This window comes from Mycobacterium sp. IS-2888 (genome assembly GCF_001954215.1).
GTDB lineage: Bacteria > Actinomycetota > Actinomycetes > Mycobacteriales > Mycobacteriaceae > Mycobacterium.
On sequence record NZ_MBET01000010.1, the window covers coordinates 34783 to 56539 of the forward strand.

Sequence of the window (21757 nt, forward strand, 5' to 3'; positions counted from 1 at the left end):
CTGCTTACTATACACATGACAGTGCGCATTAACGCAATAGCTTCTTCTATCCGAAAAACACGTTGAGCCGCAAAAACACCGGCGGTCCCGCCCGCCACACGTCGCCGAAGCGCCGATTTGAATGCAGGGCCGCCGCCCGGTCGGAGCGTCGACATATGCTAGGCGGGTGACCGTCTTCGACCCGGCCGCGCACCAGCAAACTTCACGGCAAACGTCGGCGACCGCCGCCACCCACGCCCGCACGGCCGCCTTCTTCGACCTCGACAAGACGATCATCGCCAAGTCCAGCACACTGGCGTTCAGCAAACCGTTCTTCGCGCAGGGACTGCTCAACCGTCGCGCCGTGCTCAAGTCCAGCTACGCCCAGTTCATCTTTCTGCTCTCCGGTGCCGATCATGACCAGATGGACCGGATGCGCACTCACTTAGCCAATATGTGCACCGGCTGGGACGTGGCTCAGGTCAAGTCGATCGTCAACGAAACGCTGCACGACATCGTGACTCCCCTGGTGTTCGCGGAGGCCGCGGACCTGATCGCCGCCCACAAGTTGTGCGGCCGTGACGTCGTGGTGGTCTCGGCCTCCGGGGAGGAAATCGTCGCGCCGATCGCGCGGGCCCTGGGCGCAACGCATGCGATGGCGACCCGGATGGTCGTCGAGGACGGCAAGTACACCGGCGAGGTGGCGTTCTACTGCTACGGCGAGGGCAAGGTACAGGCGATCCGCGAACTCGCCGCCCGCGAGGGCTACCCGCTAGAGCACTGCTACGCCTATTCCGACTCGATCACCGACCTGCCAATGCTCGAGGTCGTCGGCCATCCGAGTGTGGTCAACCCCGACCGCGGGCTGCGCAAAGAGGCCACCGATCGCGGTTGGCCCGTGCTGATGTTTTCCCGGCCGGTGTCCCTGCGGGACCGAATTCCGGCGCCGTCGGGCGCGGCGATCGCAACCACCGCCGCGGTGGGAATCAGCGCGCTGGCCGCCGGGGCAGTTACCTACTCGTTGTTGCGCCGCTTCGCGTTCGAGCGCTGAGTTGCCCCGCTCGCGATGCGCGCCGGCGGGCCCACAGCAAACACCTCGAGCACCCCGTCCGGTGTCACTTCGCAACATTCGCGGAATTGGGCCTTGCTGTGCTAAGGCTCCAGTAGTACAAATGGAACCACGGAAGCCCGGTGAGGCCTAGGTCGATCCGGAAGAGAAGGTTCGATCTCCCGATCCGGGCGCCCAGCACGGTACCCGGCACCCACGCGGAGTCATAGCCGCGATAATGGCAGAAGTGTTGCGGGCCTGCGTAATTGCGAAAAGCGGATGGTGTCGACGGCCCTTTGGGTGGGGTTGCAGCCGGAAGCGTCGCAAGATCGCCGAGGCCACCCACGCAGCCCAGATATGCACGCTTGGTAACCGGGTTCCGTGCTAGCGGGCGGCGGACCGAATATTTCGGGACGTCGCCCGCTCTACATTTATTCGGACGAATTATCCACCGCCGTTTTTGCGGCCCCCTGGCTACCGATTGGAAGCTATCGATTCGGCAGCGATTCGGCGATGGACAGCGCCTCTTGCGCGCCGGCCTGCATCGCCCGGCAACACAGCACCAGCCAAGCGCCCACCCCCTCCGGCGTGCCGTCGGCGAACCGCTGCGCGGCCCCGCGGTAGTCCGCCGGCTGTCGCATCCAACTCACCTCGGGCACACCGAGTCCGTGGGGATCCAGGCCGCTCGCGATCGTCACCAGCCGCGACACCGCCCGGGCCACCACGCCGTCCGCACTGCCGAATGGCTTGAGCGTCAGCAGCTCTCCGTGTGCGACCGCCGCGACCACCGGCGCGGGCGCCCGCGAGCGGCCGGTCACCAAATCCGCCAGCAGCTCCAGCCGGGGGCCAACCTCGCCGTCGGCCCGCGGGCGACCCAGCCGATCGTCGTCGACCAGGTCCGCCGCCGCCAGCATGTGCAACCGGGCCAGCGCCTGCAGCGGCGCTCGTTCCCACACGCCGACCAGGGCACCCCCGCCGCCCTCCAGCGCCTGGGCCACCCGCAGCGCTCCGCCGAACACCGGATCACCGGCCGCCGGCCCGTCTGGTGCAGCCGCCGCCAGGTCCTCCAGCCGCACCGGCCCGCCGTCGAGCACCGACGAGGCGCGCGCGGACCGCAACGCCGCCTCGGCGGCGGTCACCGGCCAGCGCCGCAGATTCGCGGGGTGGCGGTGGGCCCGGCCCAGCGCGTCGCGGGCTCGGTCGCTCGCCTCGGCGACGCCGGGGAGCTCCATGAGCGGGGCCAGCGGGTCAGCCGTCACAGGTTGCCAACCTAGCGCGGCGGCGCCGGCGCGCGCGGAATGGCCTCCAGCAACTGACGGGTGTACTCGTGACCCGGCCGAGCGAATAGCTCCTCGGTGGGTGCTCGCTCCACCACCCGGCCCGCCCTCATCACCAGGACGTCGTCGGCGATCTGCCGGATGACCGCCAGGTCGTGGCTGATGAACAGGTAGGCCAGGCCGAGTTCGGCCTGCAGCTGGGCCAGCAGCTCGAGTATCTGCGCCTGCACCAGGACGTCGAGCGCCGACACTGCCTCGTCGCACACCAGTACCTCGGGCCGCAGCGCCAGCGCCCGCGCGATCGCGACCCGTTGCCGTTGACCGCCGGACAACTCGCGGGGCAGCCGCCCCAGCACCGACGACGGCAGGGCCACCTGGTCGAGGAGCTCGCGGACCGCGCGCCGGCGCTGCCCGCGGTCGCCCACCCGGTGGATCCGCAACGGCTCCTCGATGGTGCGAAACACCGAATACATGGGATCCAGGCTGCTGTATGGGTTTTGGAACACGGGCTGCACTCGCCGGCGAAACGCCATCGCCGCGTCCCGGTCCAGGGTGTCGGCGACGCGGGTGCCGTCGAACACCACCGAGCCCGACGTGGGTTGCAGCAGGCCGAGCACCATCCGCGCCACCGTCGATTTGCCCGAGCCCGACTCCCCGACGATCGCCAGGGTGCTGGCCCGTCGCAGGCGAAACGACACGTCGTCGACGGCGCGGAACTCGCCGCGCCGCCACGGTGCGCCACGCGACTCCCGGTAGACCTTGGTCAGCTCGGAAGCCACCAGGATGTGCTCGCCATCCGCGGGCCGGCTCCGGGGGCTGCGGGCCGTGAGCGACGGGGCCGCGGCCACCAACCGCCGGGTGTACTCGTGCCGCGGGTCCTGCAGGATCGCCTGTGCCGCACCCGATTCCACCACGACGCCGCGATGGACCACGACCACACGCTCGGCCCGTTCGGCGGCCAGCGCGAGGTCGTGGGTGATCAGCAGCAGCGCGGTGCCCAGCTCGTCGGTGAGGCGCTGCAGATGGTCGAGCACCTGCCGCTGCACGGTCACGTCCAGAGCCGACGTCGGCTCGTCGGCGATGAGCAACTGCGGCCGGCCGGCCAAACCGATGGCGATCAGGGCGCGTTGACACATGCCACCGGACAGCTGATGCGGGTAGCGGCCAGCCAGCTTCGCCGGCTCGGGCACGCCGGCCTCGGCGAGCAGTTCCAGCGCGCGCCGCCGCGCCCCACGGTCATTCGTGTTGGCCCGCAACGCTTCCCGGATCTGAAAGCCCACCTTCCAGACCGGGTTGAGGTTGGTCATCGGATCTTGCGGCACGTATCCGATGGAGCGCCCCCGGATCGATTGGAGCAACCGGCGATCGGCCTTCCGATCAAACGACGTGATGTCGCGACCGTCGAACATGATGCGTCCGGCCGTGATTCGCCCGCCCGGCGGAAGCAAGCCGAGGACGGCGGCGGCTGTGGTGGATTTGCCGGATCCGGATTCGCCCACCACCGCGACGGTCTGCCCGCGCGCCACCGTCAGATCGACTCCGCGCACTGCGGCGTGGTCGCCGAACGTGACTTCCAGACCTTCGACGGACAACAACGCTTCGTTCACGCTCGCACCGCCCGCGAGGACGGATCCAGGGCGTCGCGCAGCGCGTCACCCATCATCATGAACGCCAGCACCGTAATCGCCAGGGCGCCGGCCGGATAGAACAGTATCGGCGAGCCGGACCGCAGCCGGCTCTGCGCCAGGTTGATGTCCCCACCCCAGGACACCACCGAGGTCGGCAATCCGACGCCAAGGTAGGACAACGAGGCCTCGGTGACGATGAAGACGCCGAAGGCAAGGGTGGCCACCGCGAAAACGGGGCCCAACGCGTTGGGCAGCGCATGCCGGAGCAGGATCTGGAAGTCGCTCAGCCCCAAGGCCTTCGCCGCGAGAACGTAATCGCTTGACCGCGCCTGCAGCACCGCGCCGCGCGCGATCCTGGCCACCTGCGGCCAGCCGAACACGGCCAGGATGACGATCACCGTCCACACCCGGCGGTGGTGCAAGACGCCCATGAGCACGATGGCGGCCAGCAGCAGGGGCAATCCGAAGAAGATGTCGCTGATCCGCGAGACCACGGCGTCGATCCAGCCGCCGTAGAAGCCGGCCAGCACGCCCAGCGCCCCGCCGACCAGAAAGACGAGCAGGGTGGCCCCCAGTCCCACCATCACCGAGGCCCGCGCCCCGTAGACGGTGCGCGCGTAGATGTCGTGGCCCTGCAAGTCGGTGCCGAACCAGTGCGCGCCCGACGGGGGAAGCAGGCTCTGGCTGGGATCGGCATAGGTGGGATCGATGCCGGTGAACCACTCGGGGAAGATCGCGACGACGACGATGACGACGATCAGCGCGGCGGCGACGACGAACTTCGGGCGCCGGCGCAGCGTGCGCCAGGTGTCGCGCCAGAAACCGTGATGGATCGGTATGTGTTCAGCCATAGCGGATCCGGGGGTCGAGGGCGGCGTAGAGCAGGTCCACCACCAGGTTGGCGACCAAATACACGAGCACCAGCACCGTCACGACGGATACCACCGTCGGCGCCTCCTGTCTGGTGACGGCCTGAAACAACACGCCGCCGACGCCATGGATGTTGAAGATGCCTTCGGTGACGACGGCCCCGCCCATCAGCGACCCCAGGTCGGCGCCGAGGAAAGTCACCACCGGGATCAGCGAGTTGCGCAGGATGTGCACCGTCACGACGCGCGGTCGCGACAGTCCCTTCGCGGTGGCGGTGCGCACGTGATCGGCGTGGGCGTTGGCGGCCACCGCGGATCGGGTCAACCGCACCACATACGCGAACGACACCGAGCCCAAGACGATTCCGGGCAGCAGCAGCCGGGCGAAGGTCGCCCGCTCACCCACCGTCACGGGCGCGATCCCGAGCCGAACGCCGAACACGAATTGCGCGAGGAAGCCGAGGACGAAGATCGGAATCGCGACGATGACGAGGCCGGTGAGCAGGACCGTGGCATCGAAGATGCCGCCCTGACGCAGCCCGGCGACAACGCCGAACCCGACCCCCAGCACCGTTTCCACCGCCACCGCGATCAGCGCCAGTCTGATGGTGATCGGAAACGCATGCGCGAGAACGGCACTGACCGGCAGCCCGGAAAACGACCGGCCCAGATCGCCGTGCAGCACACCGCCCAGATAGCGCAGGTACTGCACGATGAACGGGTCGTCGAGGTGGTAGCGGGCACGAAGCGCCGCCGCGACCGCCGGGGTCAGCGGGCGGTCTCCTGCCATCGCCGCCACCGGATCACCGGGCAGCAGGAAAACCATGCCGTAGATCAACAGCGTGGCGCCGATGAAGACCGGCACCATGATGGCGATGCGGCGTGCGATGTACCAGCCCATCTCAGCCCTTCACGATGTTCTCGTAGTCGGGGAGGCCGTTCCAGGCGACTCCGACGCTTTTGACCTGCGTCGACCAGCCCACCACGCCGACGTTGTCCCACAGCTCCACAACGGGCATGTCGTGGAACAGGATTCGCTGCGCGTCGTTGGTCATGGCATTGGACTGCGGCAATGTAGGGGCGGCCTCGGCGGCCGCGAGCGCCGCATCGAACTCGGGGTTGGAGTAACCCACATCGTTGGACCCCGCCCCGGTGGCGAACAGCGGGGCTAGGAATTCGATCATGGACGGGTAGTCGCCCTGCCAGGCGGCGCGGAACGCGGTCGCGATGCTGTGATTGGTGATCTGCGTGCGGAATCCGGCGAAGGTCGGCTGCGGTGCGCCGGCCACGTCGATGCCCAGCACGTTCTTGATGCTGTTGGCCACCGCGTCCACCCATTCCTGGTTCCCGGCGTCGGCGTTGTACGCGATCACGTACTGTCCACTCCACTGCGAGATCGCGTTGGCCTGTGCCCAAAGTTGGCGCGCGCGACCGGGATCGAAGTTCAGCACCTCGTTGCCCGGGAGGTTGGGATCGAAGCCCGGCAACGATCTGGCGGTGAAATCGCGCGACGGAGTGCGGGTGCCCAGGAAGATCTGCTGGCATATCTGCTGCCGGTTGACTGCGGCCGATAGCGCGAGCCGGCGCAGCCGCCCTTCCTCGCCGCCGAAATGCGGCAGCCGCAGCGGCGTGTCGAGGCTGTGTTTGACCGCGACCGGTCCGCTGGTGACGTTGTTGCCTAGGTCGCGTTTGTAGATCGGGAGTGCGCTCGGCGGAATCGTGTCCAGGACATCGAGATTGCCCGACAGCAGGTCGGCGTACGCGGTGTCCAGGTTGGCGTAGAAGTCGAATCGCAGGCCTTTGTTGCGGGGCTTGCGGTTGCCGTGGTAGTCGGGGTTGGGCCGCAGGTCGATCTTGACGTCGTGCTCCCAGGCGGGCCCGTCCGGGCTGTCGGCGAGCCGGTACGGTCCGTTGCCGATCGGGTTGCGGCCGAACGCCGCCATATCGCGGAATGCCGCGTCGGGCAGCGGGTAAAACGCGCTGTGGCCCAACCGCAAGGTGAAGTCGATGGTCGGCGCCTTGAGGCGCACGCGGAACTCGAGATCGTTGACCACCTGCAGCCCGGACATGGTGGTGCGGCCGGGGGCCGGCTTGCCGTCGCCGGTCGTCCCGGAGACCTCGTCGAACCCGGCGATCGGGCTGAAAAAGCTTTGCTGCAGTTGGGCATTTGTGTTCAGCGCGCCGTAGTTCCACGCGTCGACGAACGAGTGGGCGGTCACCACCGAGCCGTCGGTGAATTTCCATCCCGGTTTGAGGACGACGCGGTAGTTGACGTTGTCCGTCGTCTCGATCGATTGGGCAACCTCGTTCGCGGGGTTTCCGGCGGCGTCGTAGGACACCAGCCCGGCGAAGAGCCGGTCGATGATCCTTCCGCCGTTGCTGTCGTTGGTACTGGTCGGGATCAGCGGGTAGGGCGGCTCCCCGCCGTTCACCACCACCAGATCGGGGCTCAGCATTCCGCCGCCGCAACCCGATGCGACCACCAGCGTCCAGGCGGCCAGCGTCGCCACCGCGGTCCGGTACTTGGCAGCGCTGATCACGATTCCCGCAATCGGATTGGTCGTCTCGCCGAGGGGTCACGACACGATAATCGGTTGGCCGCCGATACGTCAACGCCGCCGGACGACCGCATCAGCGAAATGACTTACGCCACAAGGTGTTTCAAGACGATTGACCGACGGTGATGGGGTGGATCTGCAGCGCGCAGGCGTCGATGCCGGCAGGCACGGTGAACACCTGGACGATGTCGGGAGGGCTGACGGCCAGGTCGGTGTAGGTGGGACAGGGGTTGCCGCCGGCGTCGACCGCCATGCCCTCCAGGATCGCCTGACCCTGTTGGGACAACGACAGGGTGACGGGCTGCGGCGCGTCGATGCCGGCCGGCAATCCGCCCATGTATCCGCGTGGTGTGGGTTCGGCGTGAAGGGGCGGACCGCCATTGCCGGCGTCGACGCCGGGGTAGCCGGTGAGCGTGCACGGCTCCGCGCCGCCCGCGAGGCTGAAGATCAGCGCCAGCGAGCGGTGACCCACGGCGCCCTGGGCCGGCGAGGCGCTGACGGCGACCTGCTCGGACCAGCACGGCGTGGGCTGGTCGCCCGTCTCGACCGGCGCCGCCCACGCGGGCGCCCCCAGCAGCGTGGCGGCCGCGCAGTTCGATGCCACCACGACGATGCTGGGGACTCCTCGGCGACGGCGCCGCCCGGCAGGTCCCGGCACACCGGTGATTATGCGTTACGCGGGCATGCGTTGGGATTGGATTGGAGCGCGGCGGTTCAACTCGCGGGGCTAGGCTCACTGACGGTTGACGAGCCGAAACCATAGGAGAGTAGCCAGTGACCGCGACCCCCACCGAAGGGCCCTCCACGTACCCCCCGCCGCCGGGGTTCGCCGAACAGGCCAACGCCCGCGAGGATCTGTACCACGAAGCGGAGCGAGACCGGCTCGCCTTCTGGGCCGAACAGGCCAACCGCCTGTCCTGGACGACGCCGTTCACCGAGGTGCTGGACTGGTCGGAGGCGCCGTTCGCCAAGTGGTTCGTCGGCGGCAAGCTCAACGTCGCCTACAACTGCGTGGACCGTCACGTCGAGGCCGGCCTCGGGGACCGGGTCGCCATCCACTGGGTCGGCGAGCCCGTCGGCGACGGCCGCAGCCTGACCTACGCCGATCTACAGGCCGAGGTATGCAAAGCCGCCAACGCGCTGAGCGACCTCGGGCTGGTCGCGGGCGACCGGGTCGCCATCTATATGCCGTTGATCCCGGAGGCCGTCGTCGCGATGCTGGCCTGCGCGCGGCTGGGCCTCATGCACAGCGTGGTGTTCGCCGGTTTCACCTCGAAGGCCCTGCGGGCCCGAATCGCCGATGCCCAGGCCAAACTGCTGATCACCACCGACGGGCAGTTTCGCCGCGGCAAGGCCGCGCCGCTCAAGGATGCGGCCGACGAGGCAGTCGGGGATCCGGACAGTCCCGTCGAGAAGGTTCTGGTGGTGCGCCGCACCGGGATTGACGTGTCGTGGAACGCCGACCGCGACGTGTGGTGGCACGACGTCGTCGACACCGCGTCGCCCGAACACACCCCCGAGTCGTTCGATTCCGAGCAGCCGCTGTTCCTGCTGTACACCTCGGGTACCACCGGCAAGCCCAAGGGCATCGTGCACACCAGCGGTGGCTACCTGACGCAATGCTCCTACACGCACTACTACATCTTCGACGTCAAGCCCGAGACCGACGTCTTCTGGTGCACCGCCGACATCGGCTGGGTCACCGGACACACCTACGGCGTCTACGGCCCGCTGTCCAACGGTGTCACCGAGGTACTCTACGAGGGCACGCCGGCCAGCCCGGATCAGCACCGCCATTTCCAGATCATCGAAAAATACGGCGTCACAATCTATTACGCCGCTCCCACCCTGATCCGCACCTTCATGAAGTGGGGACGCGAGATCCCCGACGCCCATGACCTGTCCAGCCTGCGGCTGCTGGGATCTGTCGGCGAACCGATCAACCCGGAAGCCTGGCGCTGGTATCGCGCGGTCTTCGGCGCCGACCAAATCCCGGTCGTGGACACCTGGTGGCAGACCGAAACGGGCGCCGCGATGATCTCGCCGCTGCCCGGAATCGCTGCGGCCAAACCCGGTTCGGCGATGACACCGCTGCCGGGGATCTCGGCCAAGATCGTCGACGACCACGGCGATCCGCTACGGCCCGAGAGCGACAACGCCCAGAACGCCACCGGATACCTGGTCCTGGACCAGCCATGGCCGGGGATGCTGCGCGGCATCTGGGGCGACCCGGATCGGTACCGCGAGACGTACTGGTCGAAATTCGCCGACAAAGGCTTCTATTTCGCCGGCGACGGCGCCCGTTTCGATTCCGACGGCGCGATCTGGGTGCTGGGCCGCATCGACGACGTGATGAACGTGTCGGGGCACCGGATCTCCACCGCCGAGGTGGAATCGGCGGTCGTCGGCCACGACGGCGTCGCGGAGGCGGCGGTGGTCGGGGTCACCGACCAGACCACCGGCCAGGCGATTTGCGCGTTCGTCGTCCTGTGCGACAGCGACGACGCGCACCAGGGCACGCTCGACGAGCTGCGTGCTCACGTCGCACAGGAGATCTCGCCGATCGCCAAGCCGCGCGAGATCCATGTGGTGCCGGAGCTGCCGAAGACTCGCAGCGGCAAGATCATGCGGCGGCTGCTGCGCGACGTCGCCGAAAACCGCGAGCTGGGCGACACGTCGACGCTGCTCGATCCCGGCGTGTTCGACGCGATCAGGGCGGCCAAGTAGGTCAGGCCGGCACCGGCACGAATCCCGCACCGGGCCGATGCCTGGCGTTGATGTCGCCCAGGATCGAGTTGAACGACATCACGATGGCCGGGGTGTGCAGCGGAATGTACTTGATGATGCAGGTCGGCAGGTTGTCGCTGAACGCGCCGTGGATCATGCCGACCAGCAGGTTGTCGACGGTAACCGGCGCCCCCGAGTCACCGGGGTTGCCGCACACCTGCATGACGATGGTGCCCGGGGTCTGGCCCATCCCCCACGTGACACCGCACGAGTTGCCCGTCGTGCGGCCCTGTTTGCACGCGACCTGGCCGAACGTCGGATCCGGGCCGATACCGTTGATCGCGAACCCGTTGTAGACGGCCACCGGAGCCACCTTGGCCGGATCGAATTTGATCACCGCGTAATCGAGGTTGTCGTTCCCTGCGACCATCGTTCCCAGCGTGCCCCTGCCCGCCGCGGCCTCGGCGGCGACCTGCGCGCCGGGGCCCCCGCAGTGCGCGGAGGTGAAGCCGATCAGGTCGCCGGCCGCGTCGTTGCCGATCGCGGTGAGCGTGCACATCGTGTCCCCGTTGATGACGATCCCCGCGCCGCCACCCAACGGAACCCTGTCGTCGGCACCCGCGACGCGGACGGGCAAACCCAGCAGGCCCACCAGCACGGCCACCATCGCCGCCACGAAGCACCGATGTGCCGTCCGCAATCGAAACTCCCGTCAGCCGATCGGAACGTCGGAGACCAGCTGCGCCAGTCTAAATGATCACCGGGGCTCCGCCAGTGCTGCGGCGGTCGTCGGCTGGCCTCGTCTGGCACCGCGGCGCATGGCAACATGAACCGCGACGACAGCGAACCGAGAGGACCGTCTGTGAGTAACGATCGCAAGAACGGTGTGCCGAGCACGCTGACCACGATTCCGCTGGCCGACCCGCACGCCAGGCCAGCCGACCCGTCGATCGGTGATCTGATCAAGGACGCGACCACTCAGGTGTCCACGCTGGTGCGCGCGGAGGTGGAATTGGCCCGCGCCGAGATCACCCGCGACGTCAAGAAGGGCTTGACCGGCAGCGTCTACTTCATCGCCGCGCTGGTGGTGTTGTTCTACTCCACCTTCTTTTTCTTCTTCTTCCTCGCCGAGCTGCTCGACGACTGGCTGTGGCGCTGGGTGGCCTTCCTGATCGTGTTCGCGATCATGGTCGTCGTCGGCGCGGTCCTGGCCCTGCTGGGTTTCCTGAAGGTCCGCCGAATCCGGGGCCCGCGGGAGACCATCGAATCGGTCAGGGAGACCCGCACCGCACTCACGCCGGGCCACGACAAGGCCGCCACACCCAGGCTCCCCGCGTCGGACGGTGGTTCCGACCGAGCTCCGGCAGATCCCTCGGGTTGGTAGATGCCAGCGCCGGATCCGTCGGTGACCCGCATCGACGGGCCATGGCGCCATTTGGACGTGCACGCCAACGGCATCCGATTCCATGTCGTCGAGGCGCTGCCCGCCGACCCGGACGCGGCTAGACCCCCCGCGGAGCCGGCCTCGGCGCGGCCGCTGGTGATGCTGCTGCACGGTTTCGGTTCGTTCTGGTGGTCCTGGCGGCACCAGTTGCGCGGACTGCGCGGCGCCCGGGTCGTCGCGGTCGACCTGCGCGGCTATGGCGGCAGCGACAAGCCACCCCGCGGCTACGACGGCTGGACGCTCGCCGGTGACACGGCCGGACTCATTCGCGCGCTTGGGCATTCGTCGGCGACGCTGATCGGCCACGCCGACGGCGGCCTGGCCTGCTGGACAACCGCCCTGTTGCATTCCCGGCTGGTGCGTGCCATCGCGTTGATCAGCTCGCCGCATCCGAGCGCGCTGCGCCGCTCCACGCTGACGCGTCGCGACCAGAGCTACGCGCTGCTGCATACCTTGCTGCGCTATCAGCTGCCGATCTGGCCCGAGCGCCAGCTGACCCGGGACAACGGCGCGGAGATCGAGCGGCTGGTCCGTAGCCGCAGCTCCGCCAAATGGGTTGCGTCCGAAGACTTCTCGCAAACCGTTGGCTATTTGCGTACGGCGATCCAAATTCCCGGCGCCGCACATTGCGCGTTGGAGTACCAACGCTGGGCGGTGCGCAGCCAGCTGCGGGGCGAAGGCCGGCGATTCATGAGAGCGATGTCGGGCCAGCTCGGCATTCCGCTGCTACACCTGCGCGGCGACGAGGACCCCTACGTGCTGGCCGATCCCGTCGACCACAGCCGGCGCTACGCGCCCCAGGGGCGATACGTATCCATCAGCGGCGCAGGGCATTTCAGCCACGAAGAGGCGCCTGAGGAGATCAACAGGCATCTGATGAGGTTTCTCGAGAACGTGGTCAGCTGACGCAGGAGCCCGTGGCGACCTGGGCGGTGTCCCCGATCCGGGCCAGCTGTCCGGCCACCTCGGTGGCGGTCAACACGAAGCCGGTGTCGGGGTCGTCGACGGCCGCGCCGAACACGACGCCGAGCACATGGCCGTTCAGGTCGATCAACGGTCCACCCGAATTGCCTTGCTCCACATTCGCTCTGATGGTGTACACGTCGCGGGTGACGGGCTGCGGGTCGCGGTAGATGTCGGGCCCGCTGAGTTTGATGTTCTCCCGAATCCTGGCCGGGGTGGCGGTGAAGTTGCCGCCGCCGGGATAACCCATCACCACCACGTCGGTGCCGGTCTTCGCCTCGCCTTCAGCGAAGGCCAGCGGCGGTGGCGGCAGGTTGCGGACGGACAGGATGGCGATGTCGACCGACGGGTCATAGGACACCACGGTGGCATCCAGCGGGTTGCCGCTGGCGTATATCTGCACGCTGCTGGATCCGGCCACCACGTGCGCGTTCGTCATCACCCGGTCGGGCGATATCACGAATCCACTGCCCTCCAACACTTTTTGGCAGCTGGGCGCCAGGCTGCGCACCTTCACGACGCTCGCCGCCGTGGCTTGCACGACCGGATTGTTGGCCAGCGCCGGGTCCGGCGACGCAACCGGAATGACCGGGGTGCGGCTGAACGGCTCCAGCACAGCGGGCAGCCCGGACGTGTTCAGCAGCGCCGAGAGCCGCTTGGGCACGGTCTTGAGCCACGGCGGCGCGACCTCGTTGACCTTGGCCAGCACCCGCGAGCCCCGGACCGCGGCGGCCAGCTCGGGCTGGTCCTTCGACTGCGTCAGCGGCGTCGCCAAAAGCCAGGCCGCGGTCAGCACGACGACGAGCTGGACCCCCACCCCGATGACCGAGTCGACGGATCGGATTGCGCGGCTACGGATCGCGCCGCGCACGGCGCGCCCCAGCACCACACCGGCGACCTCCCCGACCACGACCAGCGCGAGGATCAGAAACAGCGCGGTGAACAATTTCGCGCGCGGGGCGGCGATGTGGCTGACGATGTGCGGCGCCAGCAGGACCCCGGCGATCGCGCCGAGCAGCACGCCGACGAACGACAGCAGCGAGCCCAGCGCGCCCGAACGCCAACCCGAGATGGCCGCGATGAACGCGACCGCCAGGACCGCGATATCCAGCCACTGCGAAGGCGTCATCGAATTCATCGGGCACCGTCCTCGCCACCGACCAGCACCATCGCCTCGTCCAATTCGCGAATGTCGGTGGTATCCCAGGGCAGGGCCCAGCCGGCGACGTCGAGCACCGCGGAGATCACCTGGCCAGTGAATCCCCAAACCAGCATCTGGTTCAACAGAAACGCCGGGCCGGCCCAACGACGGCCGAGGGCGCCGCGGTACACCATCAGCCGGTTCTCCGGATTGATGAAGGCGCGCACCGGAACCCGCGACACGATCGCGGTTTCGGTCTCGTCGACGACGGCCACCGGGCCGGGATCGGGCGAATAGGCCAGCACCGGCACCACGTGGAACCGCGACGGCGCAATGAATGTCCGCTCCATCGTGGCCAGCGGATGCAGCCTGCGCACGTCGATCCCGGTCTCTTCCTGCGCCTCGCGCAGCGCGGTGGCCACCGGACCGTCGTCGGCGGGATCGGATGCGCCGCCGGGGAATGCGGCCTGGCCGGCGTGGTGGCGCAACGTCGAGGCGCGCACGGTCAGCAGCAGATCGGCATCGTCGGGCAGGCCGCCGTCGGGCGGGCCGGACTCCGGACCCGAGAACAGCACCAGCACGGCGGCCTCGCGCCCGTCGCCGCGCAATGTCGCCATCGATGACGCGGCCTTGGCCGCGGTCACCATCGCGAGGACGCCGGCCGGGAGCCGATGCCGATACGCCTCGGGGATCTGACCGACATTGTCGACCAGCGGACGCAACCAGGGCGGGCAGACGTCAGGCGTCAGTGGGACCGCAGCACTCACCGGCGCCTCCTTGCCCTCAGCCCGCGTCGTTTCCGACCGCAGCCGCGATCTCGTCGGCACTCGCGAAAGCCCGCGGCAGCGTCTGCGCAACGCTACCGTCCGACCGCAGCACCACCGTCGCGGGCATCACGTTTGCCACCCGCAGCGCCGCCGCCACCCGGCGGCGACCGTCCTGCAACGTCGGCAGCCGAACGCCCAACTCCGCCAACCGCAGCAGCGCCGCCGTCTCGTTCTCGTCCTGGTGCACGGTCACCACCATCACGCGCGGGCCGGCCCGCCGTTGATACTCGGCCATCGCGGGCAGTTCGGCCGCGCACGGCGCGCACCAATACGCCCACAAGTTGAGGATCACGCGGCGCCCGGCGAGCGCCGCAGCGACGTCGACGGCCGAGCCATCGGCGGCGCATTCCACCGTCACGCCGCGCAGCGCCGCCGGACCGGGGCCGCCCCCGGCCGCGGGACACGGCGGCAGCCCCGCGCGCTCGCGGGGCCCCGCCAGCGCCGCCGGCGTATCGGCGTCGCGATGTTCACGAGCGGCGGTCGGCGGCGAGGTCGCGGTCGTCGAGGGGCGCTCGCGCAGCTGCGCCAGCAGCGCCACGGCCAGCGCCACCACCACCGCCAGGATCGCGATGGTCCAACGCGTCTTACGGGCCACCGGCACCGGCCTTGATTTACAGCCCGGCCAGCGCCAGCAAGTGCTCGGTTTCCGGGCCCTGCACCAGGGGCGCGGCGAGCAGCGGCTCGGTGGGGCCCAGGCCGAAGGAGGGGCAGTCCTTGGCGAGCACGCAGACCCCGCATGCCGGTTTGCGGGCGTGGCACACCCGGCGGCCGTGGAAGATCACCCGGTGGCTCAACATGGTCCACTCGGCGCGCGGGATGAGGTCGCCGACCGCGTGCTCGATCTTGACCGGATCCTTCTCGTCGGTCCAGCGCCACCTGCTGACCAGCCGCGCGAAGTGGGTGTCGACGGTGATTCCGGGGATACCGAAGGCGTTTCCCAGGATGACGTTGGCGGTTTTGCGCCCCACCCCGGGCAACGTCACCAACTCGGCCATGGTCGACGGCACCTCACCGTCGAACCGTTCCACCAGCGCTTGCCCGAGGCCCATCAGCGACGTTGCCTTGTTGCGGAAGAAGCCGGTGGGGCGGATGAGGGCTTCCAGTTCGGTGCGGTCGGCCTGCGCATAATCAAGCGCGGAGCGGTATCGCTTGAACAACGCGGGCGTGGTCAGATTCACCCGTTTGTCGGTGCTCTGCGCCGAGAGGATGGTGGCCACCGTCAACTCGAGCGGCGAGGTGAAATCCAGTTCGCAGTGCGCATCCGGAAACGCTTGCGCCAGTGCACGATTCATCCGGCGGGCGCGTCGCACCAACCCGGTTCGGGTTTCGTCGGACCAGCGCCGGGCCAGGGCTGCGCCGGGGGTGGATTGCGTGGACTTGGAGTGTGCGGACGGCTTTGCCACTGTCACCTACGACAGAGTACTGATTTCGTGATCTCGCTGAGACCTTGGACATGTTTACTCTCCTTGTGTCGTGGTTGCTGGTGGCCTGCGTTCCCGGGCTTTTGATGCTTGCGACGCTCGGTTTGGGGCGGCTGGAAACCGAGGTCGCCCACAACACGGTCACGACCACCGACGTCGACGAGTTTCTCGCGTACGCGGAGGCCGTGGACGTGCACACGCTGGCCCGCGAGGGTATGCCCGAGGCGCTGGATTACCTGCATCGACGCCAGGCCCAGCAGCTCGCCCAGTCTCCGTCCGAGGCATCGCACGTCGGCAGGCATCGGGCCGAGGTGATCTTTGCCAGGGCCGCCGCGACCGTCGGCGAGGCCCGGTTGCCGTCCCAAATACGAACGCATTCGCGCGGCAATCCGCAATTTAGGGGGACTAGACACGTCAATCGTGTGTAGCGTTGGCACGTTGGACACATAGGGCCTACCTCTAGACTCGTCAGACGGGCAAGCGGTCGGCCTGCCGATATCACATCGTTGGAAAGCTGAAGAGGCAACGTGGACGAGATCCTGGCAAGGGCAGGAATCTTCCAAGGGGTTGAGCCTGGCGCGGTCACCGCACTGACCAAGCAACTCCAACCCGTCGACTTCCCCCGTGGGCACACGGTTTTCGCGGAAGGGGAGCCGGGCGATCGGCTGTACATCATCGTCGCGGGGAAGGTCAAGATCGGGCGCCGCTCACCGGACGGCCGGGAGAACCTGCTGACGATCATGGGCCCGTCGGACATGTTCGGCGAATTGTCGATCTTCGACCCGGGGCCACGGACTTCCAGCGCGACGACGATCACCGAGGTGCGCGCGGTGTCGATGGACCGCGACGCGCTGCGGGCCTGGATCGCCGACCGACCGGAGATCGCCGAGCAGCTGTTGCGGGTGCTCGCCCGGCGGCTGCGGCGGACCAACAACAATCTCGCCGACCTCATCTTCACCGACGTGCCCGGCCGGGTGGCCAAGCAGCTGCTGCAGCTTGCGCAGCGTTTCGGCACCCAGGAGGGCGGCGCGATGCGGGTCACCCACGACCTGACGCAGGAGGAGATCGCCCAGCTGGTGGGCGCCTCCCGGGAGACGGTGAACAAGGCGCTCGCCGATTTCGCCCACCGCGGCTGGATCCGGCTGGAGGGCAAGAGCGTGCTGATTTCGGACTCCGAACGGCTGGCCCGCCGCGCCCGCTAGCGCGTTTGCGTCGAGCCTGTAATTTTGCAGGCCTCTACTCGCACTTCTTCCGCAAAATTACAGTCTCGACGTAGGTAGTCAGTCTCGGCGCAGATAGTCCAGTTGCGCCTGAACGGACCATTCGGCCGCGTCCCAGAGCTTTTCGTCGACGTCGACGTAGACGTATTCGACGATCTCGCGCGTCGTGGCCTCCTCGCCGAGGTCCCACAGCGCGGCGCGCACCTGCTCGAGGCGCTCGTGGCGATGCATCAGGTAGCCGGCGGCGACGGTCTCCAGGTCGGCCAGATTCGGTCCGTGCCCGGGTAACACGGCGCGGCGGCCGAGGCCCCGCAGTCGCCGCAGCGATTCAAGGTAGTCGGCCAGGCTGCCGTCTTCCTTGTCGATGACGGTGGTGCCGCGGCCCAGCACGGTGTCCGCGGTCAGCACGGCGTCGTCGAGCAGGAACGACATCGAATCGGCGGTGTGCCCCGGGGTCGCCAGCACCGTGATCTTCAGGCCGGCCGCATCGATCACCTCGCCGTCGGTCAGCTCACCGCCGAGGCCGCGCAGAAACCCGCTGCCCGCCGAGCGCACGGTCGCGCCCGTCCGCTCGACCAGCTTGTCGATGCCGTCGGTGTGGTCGCCGTGGCGATGACTGATCAGCACCAGCGCGACGCGGCCCAGCGCGGCGATGTTGTCGATGTGCGCGTCGTCGTCCGGCCCCGGGTCGACGATCACCAGCTCGTCGCTGCGCGGGCCACGAAGCACCCAGGTATTCGTGCCCTCCAGCGTCAACAAGCCGGGGTTGTCGGCCAGCAGGACCGAGGCCGTGTCGGTGACCGCCCGCAACCTGCCGTATGCGGGATGGCTCAGCGATGCAGCAGCCTCGGTCATGGCCGTTAGCCGACCTCCACGATCAACTCGACTTCCACTGGCGCATCCAAGGGGAGCTCGGCGACGCCGACCGCCGAACGCGCGTGCGCGCCGTTGTCGCCGAACACCTCGCCGAGCAGCTCCGAGGCCCCGTTGATCACGCCGGGCTGGCCGTGGAAACCGGACGCGGACGCGACGAACCCGACGACCTTCACCACCCGGGTCACCGCGTCGATGCCGACCAGCGAGTCCACCGCGGCCAGCGCGTTGAGCGCGCAGAGGCGCGCCAACGCCTTGCCCTCATCGGGGGTGATCTCCGCGCCGACCTTGCCGGTGCGCGCGAGCTTCCCGGCCTCCATCGGCAGCTGGCCCGCCGTATAGACCAGGTTGCCGGTGCGCACCGCCGGAACATAGGCGGCCACCGGCGCAACCACCTGCGGAAGCGTGACGCCGAGCTGGCCGAGCCGGGCCGATGCGGTCATGAACGCGGGCCCGTTACTTGGGGCGCTTCAGGTACGCGACGTGCTGCTCACCGGTGGGCCCCGGCAGCACCGCCACCAACTCCCACCCGTCGTCGCCCCACTGGTCGAGGATCTGTTTGGTGGCGTGCGTCAGCAGCGGAACGGTCACGTACTCCCATGCCTGGCTCATGCCGCGAGCTTATCGGTCGGAGCTGAACGGCTCTGGTCAGCCCGAGCAATGCTCGGGCTAGCATGCGATGGTGGCAACCACACCTGGCAGCGGTAGCTCCGTCGGCTGGCCGGCGCGCCTGTCGAAGGCCCGCTTGCATTTTGTGACCGGCAAGGGCGGCACGGGTAAGTCGACGATCGCGGCCGCGCTGGCACTGACCCTGGCGGCGGGGGGCCGCAAGGTCCTCCTCGTGGAAGTCGAAGGGCGCCAAGGGATTGCGCAACTTTTCGACGTTCCGCCGCTGCCCTACCAGGAGCTGAAGATCGCGAGCGCCGAACGCGGCGGTCAGGTCAACGCGCTGGCCATCGACATCGAGGCCGCGTTCCTGGAATACCTCGACATGTTTTACAACCTCGGCATCGCAGGGCGGGCGATGCGCCGGATCGGTGCGATCGAGTTCGCGACGACGATCGCGCCCGGTCTGCGCGACGTCCTGCTCACCGGAAAGATCAAGGAGGCCGTCGTCCGCCAGGACAAGGGGTCCAAGAATCCGGTCTACGACGCGATCGTCGTCGACGCCCCGCCGACCGGCCGCATCGCCCGTTTCCTCGACGTCACCAAGGCGGTGTCGGACTTGGCCAAGGGCGGGCCGGTGCACTCGCAGAGCGAGGGCGTGGTGCGGTTGCTGCACTCCGACCAAACCGCTATCCACCTGGTCACCCTGCTCGAAGCGCTGCCGGTGCAGGAAACGATGGAGGCCATCGAAGAGCTCGCGGAGATGGGGCTGCCGATCGGCAGCGTGATCGTCAATCGGAACATCCCGTCGTACCTCGAGCCCCGCGACCTGGCGAAGGCCGCCGAGGGTGACGTCGACGCGGACTCGGTGCGGGCCGGGCTCGAGATGGCCGGAATCAAGCTCAGCGACACCGATTTCGCCGGTCTGCTGACCGAGACCATCCAGCATGCGACGCGGATCGCGGCGCGCGCGGAGACCGCGCAACAGCTCGACGCGCTGAACGTGCCCCGGCTGGAACTGCCGGCGATCTCCGACGGCGTCGACCTGGGCAGCCTGTACGAACTTTCGGAATCGCTTGCGCAACAGGGGGTTCGATGAGCGTCACACCCAAAACCCTTGATATGGCGGCCATCCTGGCTGACACTTCCAACCGGGTGGTGGTGTGCTGCGGCGCCGGGGGCGTGGGCAAGACCACCACCGCGGCCGCAATGGCGTTGCGTGCGGCCGAATATGGCCGCACCGTATGCGTTTTGACGATCGACCCGGCCAAGCGGTTGGCGCAGGCGCTGGGTGTGAACGACCTCGGCAACACCCCGCAGCGGGTGGCGCTCGCACCCGAAGTCACCGGTGAGCTGCACGCGATGATGCTGGACATGCGCCGCACCTTCGACGAGATGGTGGTCCAATACTCCGGACCCGATCGGGCGCAGGCGATTCTGGACAACCAGTTCTACCAGACGGTCGCCACGTCGCTCGCCGGGACGCAGGAGTACATGGCGATGGAGAAGCTCGGTCAACTGCTGAGCCAGGACCGCTGGGACCTGGTCGTGGTGGACACTCCCCCGTCGCGCAACGCGCTGGATTTCTTGGATGCGCCCAAACGGCTGGGCAGCTTCATGGACAGCCGGCTGTGGCGACTGCTGCTGGCGCCCGGCCGGGGCATCGGGCGGCTGGTGACCGGCGCGATGAGTTTGGCGATGAAGGCGCTGTCGACCGTGCTCGGTTCGCAAATGCTGGCCGACGCGGCGGCGTTCGTGCAATCGCTGGACGCCACGTTCGGCGGGTTCCGCGAGAAGGCGGACCGCACGTATGCCCTGCTGAAGAGGCGCGGCACGCAGTTCGTCGTGGTTTCCGCGGCGGAACCGGACGCGCTGCGCGAGGCATCCTTCTTCGTCGATCGGCTGTCGCAGGAGGGCATGCCGCTGGCGGGGCTGGTCTTGAACCGCACCCATCCGATGTTGTGCGCTTTGCCGGCCGAGCGGGCGATCGACGGACACGAAACCCTCGAGGCGCAGGCGGACTCCGAGGCCGCTTCGCTGGCCGCGGCCATCCTGCAAATCCACGCCGATCGCGCCCAAACCGCCAAGCGCGAGATCCGGCTGCTGTCCCGTTTCACCGGAGCCAACCCGCACGTGCCGGTCATCGGGGTGCCCTCGCTGCCGTTCGATGTTTCGGATCTGGAGGCCCTGCGGGCGCTCGCCGATCAGATCACCGCGGCCGGCAACGGGCTCGCGGCGGCCCGATAAATAGCGGGTCGCGCAACCCTCGACGCGTGGTTTAGACCCGCTTCCGGCTCAGCCGGACTATTTGACACGGGTCAGTTGTAGCTGGCGAATCCTTATTGCGCACAAGCCACTTCATATTGGACACGCCTCAATAAAACGCGGCGTCCTGCGCTGTAACAGAACCGTAATGATGAACGAGCCTGGCTCGCCGTGAGCTACCCGGGAGCGGCCCCAGTGGCCGGCAACCTAGTTGTCCGCGCCGGAGGGTCAGCCGACGCCGCGGCTGCGGCGCTTGTCGAAGAAATCCGACCAGGAGACGACCTCGGGGTGCTGCTTGAGCAGGGCCCGGCGCTGACGCTCGGTCATGCCGCCCCACACTCCGAACTCGACCTTGTTATCGAGTGCGTCGGCACCGCACTCCTGCATTACCGGGCAGTGACGGCAGATCACTGCGGCCTTGCGCTGGGCGGCGCCGCGGACGAACAGTTCGTCCGGATCGGTTGTCCGGCAGAGTGCCTTGGATACCCAGGCAATCCGCTCTTCCGCGTCAACGCTGCGTAATACCCCCTGTGCAGCCGCGATGTTCGTCCGACGCGCGGCCGGTCGTGTTATTGACACGAGCTGTTCCCTTCCTCCCGGTCGCAATTCGCGACCGCCTCCCTCGGGTGCAGACCCAGCTGCGATCTACGCCACACTGTGAGTTTCGGTGTTACCTGCATCTCACCGTGTGTCTAAGTTAGGTGGTCAGGTGCCAATTGCGCAACAGTCTCATAACACTTTTTTGGGACGATCGTGCCGTCTCGTCCCAAATCATAGGTCCGCACGTAACGTCGTGTACCCACTTTTGGTACCCGATTCGTGACGCAACCGAAAATATTGGCTGTGGACAACCGGCAAGTCCGCTGGTCACGGCCCATTGCGGGCGGGAAAAAAATTGACGGGAACGTCGG

Annotated in this window: 23 protein-coding genes; 8 read left to right on the forward strand and 15 right to left on the reverse strand. The window is 68.0% G+C overall.

The window, feature by feature from the left end; genetic code table 11:
* Positions 1-166: 166 nt before the first annotated feature.
* The gene (locus A5745_RS01450) at positions 167-1030 is read left to right on the forward strand and encodes an HAD-IB family hydrolase (protein WP_076059804.1); all 864 of its coding nucleotides are present in this window, start codon (positions 167-169) and stop codon (positions 1028-1030) included.
* A 485-nt stretch (positions 1031-1515) separates the two neighbouring features.
* Here A5745_RS01450 and A5745_RS01460 read toward each other — a convergent pair whose 3' ends face one another.
* The 6 genes from A5745_RS01460 to A5745_RS01485 all read right to left on the reverse strand — a co-directional run bounded on the left by A5745_RS01460 (position 1516) and on the right by A5745_RS01485 (position 8017).
* Positions 1516-2286 carry an oxidoreductase gene (locus A5745_RS01460; protein ID WP_076059802.1) on the reverse strand — a complete coding sequence of 257 codons (771 nt, stop codon included), beginning with the start codon at positions 2284-2286 and terminating at the stop codon, positions 1516-1518.
* Positions 2287-2297: 11 nt separating this feature from the next.
* Complete coding sequence (locus tag A5745_RS01465) at positions 2298-3911, reverse strand: ABC transporter ATP-binding protein (RefSeq protein ID WP_076114849.1); 1614 nt, start codon at positions 3909-3911, stop codon at positions 2298-2300.
* Positions 3908-4783: an ABC transporter permease gene (locus A5745_RS01470; protein ID WP_076114850.1), complete on the reverse strand. Its 876-nt coding sequence runs from the start codon at positions 4781-4783 to the stop codon at positions 3908-3910. The genes A5745_RS01465 and A5745_RS01470 overlap by 4 nt, the downstream gene beginning before the upstream one ends.
* Positions 4776-5702, reverse strand: a complete 927-nt coding sequence (locus tag A5745_RS01475) for an ABC transporter permease (protein WP_076114851.1) — start codon at positions 5700-5702, stop codon at positions 4776-4778. Before A5745_RS01475 ends, A5745_RS01470 begins: the two co-directional genes overlap by 8 nt.
* Before the next feature lies 1 nt (position 5703).
* On the reverse strand, positions 5704-7338 hold the full coding sequence (locus tag A5745_RS01480; RefSeq protein WP_076114875.1) for an ABC transporter substrate-binding protein: 1635 nt from the start codon (positions 7336-7338) through the stop codon (positions 5704-5706).
* 124 nt (positions 7339-7462) lie between these two features.
* Complete coding sequence (locus tag A5745_RS01485; protein ID WP_083662641.1) at positions 7463-8017, reverse strand: DUF4232 domain-containing protein; 555 nt, start codon at positions 8015-8017, stop codon at positions 7463-7465.
* Between the two features lie 116 nt (positions 8018-8133).
* Between A5745_RS01485 and acs the strand changes: the two genes are divergently transcribed.
* A complete protein-coding gene (gene acs / locus A5745_RS01490) occupies positions 8134-10086 on the forward strand; it encodes an acetate--CoA ligase (protein WP_076114852.1) in 1953 nt (650 codons plus the stop codon).
* 1 nt (position 10087) lies between these two features.
* Here the strand turns inward: acs and A5745_RS01495 are convergent, their stop codons facing one another.
* Entirely contained in the window at positions 10088-10786 is a 699-nt protein-coding gene (locus tag A5745_RS01495) for a serine protease (RefSeq protein WP_139329386.1), read from the reverse strand.
* Between the two features lie 126 nt (positions 10787-10912).
* Between A5745_RS01495 and A5745_RS01500 the strand changes: the two genes are divergently transcribed.
* Both A5745_RS01500 and A5745_RS01505 read left to right on the forward strand, forming a co-directional pair.
* The gene (locus tag A5745_RS01500; RefSeq protein ID WP_076114853.1) at positions 10913-11470 is read left to right on the forward strand and encodes a phage holin family protein; all 558 of its coding nucleotides are present in this window, start codon (positions 10913-10915) and stop codon (positions 11468-11470) included.
* Positions 11471-12436, forward strand: a complete 966-nt coding sequence (locus A5745_RS01505; RefSeq protein WP_076059790.1) for an alpha/beta fold hydrolase — start codon at positions 11471-11473, stop codon at positions 12434-12436. It abuts the gene before it with no gap.
* On the opposite strand, the gene marP is transcribed toward A5745_RS01505, so the two are convergent.
* From marP to nth, 4 genes are read right to left on the reverse strand one after another with little or no spacing between them, the layout of a single operon-like run.
* Positions 12429-13622 (reverse strand): acid resistance serine protease MarP, encoded by a 1194-nt coding sequence (gene marP, locus A5745_RS01510; RefSeq protein WP_139329391.1) that lies wholly within the window; start codon positions 13620-13622, stop codon positions 12429-12431. The genes A5745_RS01505 and marP overlap by 8 nt on opposite strands.
* A gap of 5 nt (positions 13623-13627) precedes the next feature.
* Positions 13628-14443, reverse strand: a complete 816-nt coding sequence (locus A5745_RS01515) for a CoA pyrophosphatase (RefSeq protein WP_139329392.1) — start codon at positions 14441-14443, stop codon at positions 13628-13630.
* Positions 14418-15056 carry a TlpA disulfide reductase family protein gene (locus A5745_RS01520; protein ID WP_076059857.1) on the reverse strand — a complete coding sequence of 213 codons (639 nt, stop codon included), beginning with the start codon at positions 15054-15056 and terminating at the stop codon, positions 14418-14420. The genes A5745_RS01515 and A5745_RS01520 overlap by 26 nt, the downstream gene beginning before the upstream one ends.
* 16 nt (positions 15057-15072) lie before the next feature.
* The gene (nth, locus tag A5745_RS01525; RefSeq protein ID WP_170874446.1) at positions 15073-15810 is read right to left on the reverse strand and encodes an endonuclease III; all 738 of its coding nucleotides are present in this window, start codon (positions 15808-15810) and stop codon (positions 15073-15075) included.
* A gap of 104 nt (positions 15811-15914) precedes the next feature.
* On the opposite strand from nth, the gene A5745_RS01530 reads away from it, so the two are divergent.
* Together A5745_RS01530 and crp are read left to right on the forward strand one after the other, a co-directional pair.
* Complete coding sequence (locus tag A5745_RS01530) at positions 15915-16310, forward strand: hypothetical protein (RefSeq protein ID WP_076059785.1); 396 nt, start codon at positions 15915-15917, stop codon at positions 16308-16310.
* Between the two features lie 99 nt (positions 16311-16409).
* Positions 16410-17084 (forward strand): cAMP-activated global transcriptional regulator CRP, encoded by a 675-nt coding sequence (crp, locus tag A5745_RS01535; RefSeq protein ID WP_007772229.1) that lies wholly within the window; start codon positions 16410-16412, stop codon positions 17082-17084.
* Between the two features lie 78 nt (positions 17085-17162).
* Here crp and A5745_RS01540 read toward each other — a convergent pair whose 3' ends face one another.
* The 3 genes from A5745_RS01540 to A5745_RS24160 are packed head-to-tail and all read right to left on the reverse strand — an operon-like array spanning position 17163 to position 18587.
* Entirely contained in the window at positions 17163-17957 is a 795-nt protein-coding gene (locus A5745_RS01540) for an MBL fold metallo-hydrolase (protein WP_076059784.1), read from the reverse strand.
* Between the two features lie 5 nt (positions 17958-17962).
* Complete coding sequence (locus A5745_RS01545; RefSeq protein WP_076114856.1) at positions 17963-18418, reverse strand: RidA family protein; 456 nt, start codon at positions 18416-18418, stop codon at positions 17963-17965.
* Positions 18419-18431: 13 nt separating this feature from the next.
* A complete protein-coding gene (locus tag A5745_RS24160; protein ID WP_139329387.1) occupies positions 18432-18587 on the reverse strand; it encodes a hypothetical protein in 156 nt (51 codons plus the stop codon).
* 67 nt (positions 18588-18654) lie between these two features.
* Between A5745_RS24160 and A5745_RS01550 the strand changes: the two genes are divergently transcribed.
* Positions 18655-19680: an ArsA-related P-loop ATPase gene (locus A5745_RS01550; protein WP_076059781.1), complete on the forward strand. Its 1026-nt coding sequence runs from the start codon at positions 18655-18657 to the stop codon at positions 19678-19680.
* Complete coding sequence (locus A5745_RS01555; protein ID WP_076114857.1) at positions 19677-20828, forward strand: ArsA family ATPase; 1152 nt, start codon at positions 19677-19679, stop codon at positions 20826-20828. The genes A5745_RS01550 and A5745_RS01555 overlap by 4 nt, the downstream gene beginning before the upstream one ends.
* Before the next feature lie 246 nt (positions 20829-21074).
* Here A5745_RS01555 and A5745_RS01560 read toward each other — a convergent pair whose 3' ends face one another.
* Positions 21075-21425 carry a WhiB family transcriptional regulator gene (locus tag A5745_RS01560; RefSeq protein ID WP_076114858.1) on the reverse strand — a complete coding sequence of 117 codons (351 nt, stop codon included), beginning with the start codon at positions 21423-21425 and terminating at the stop codon, positions 21075-21077.
* Between the last annotated feature and the right edge of the window lie 332 nt (positions 21426-21757).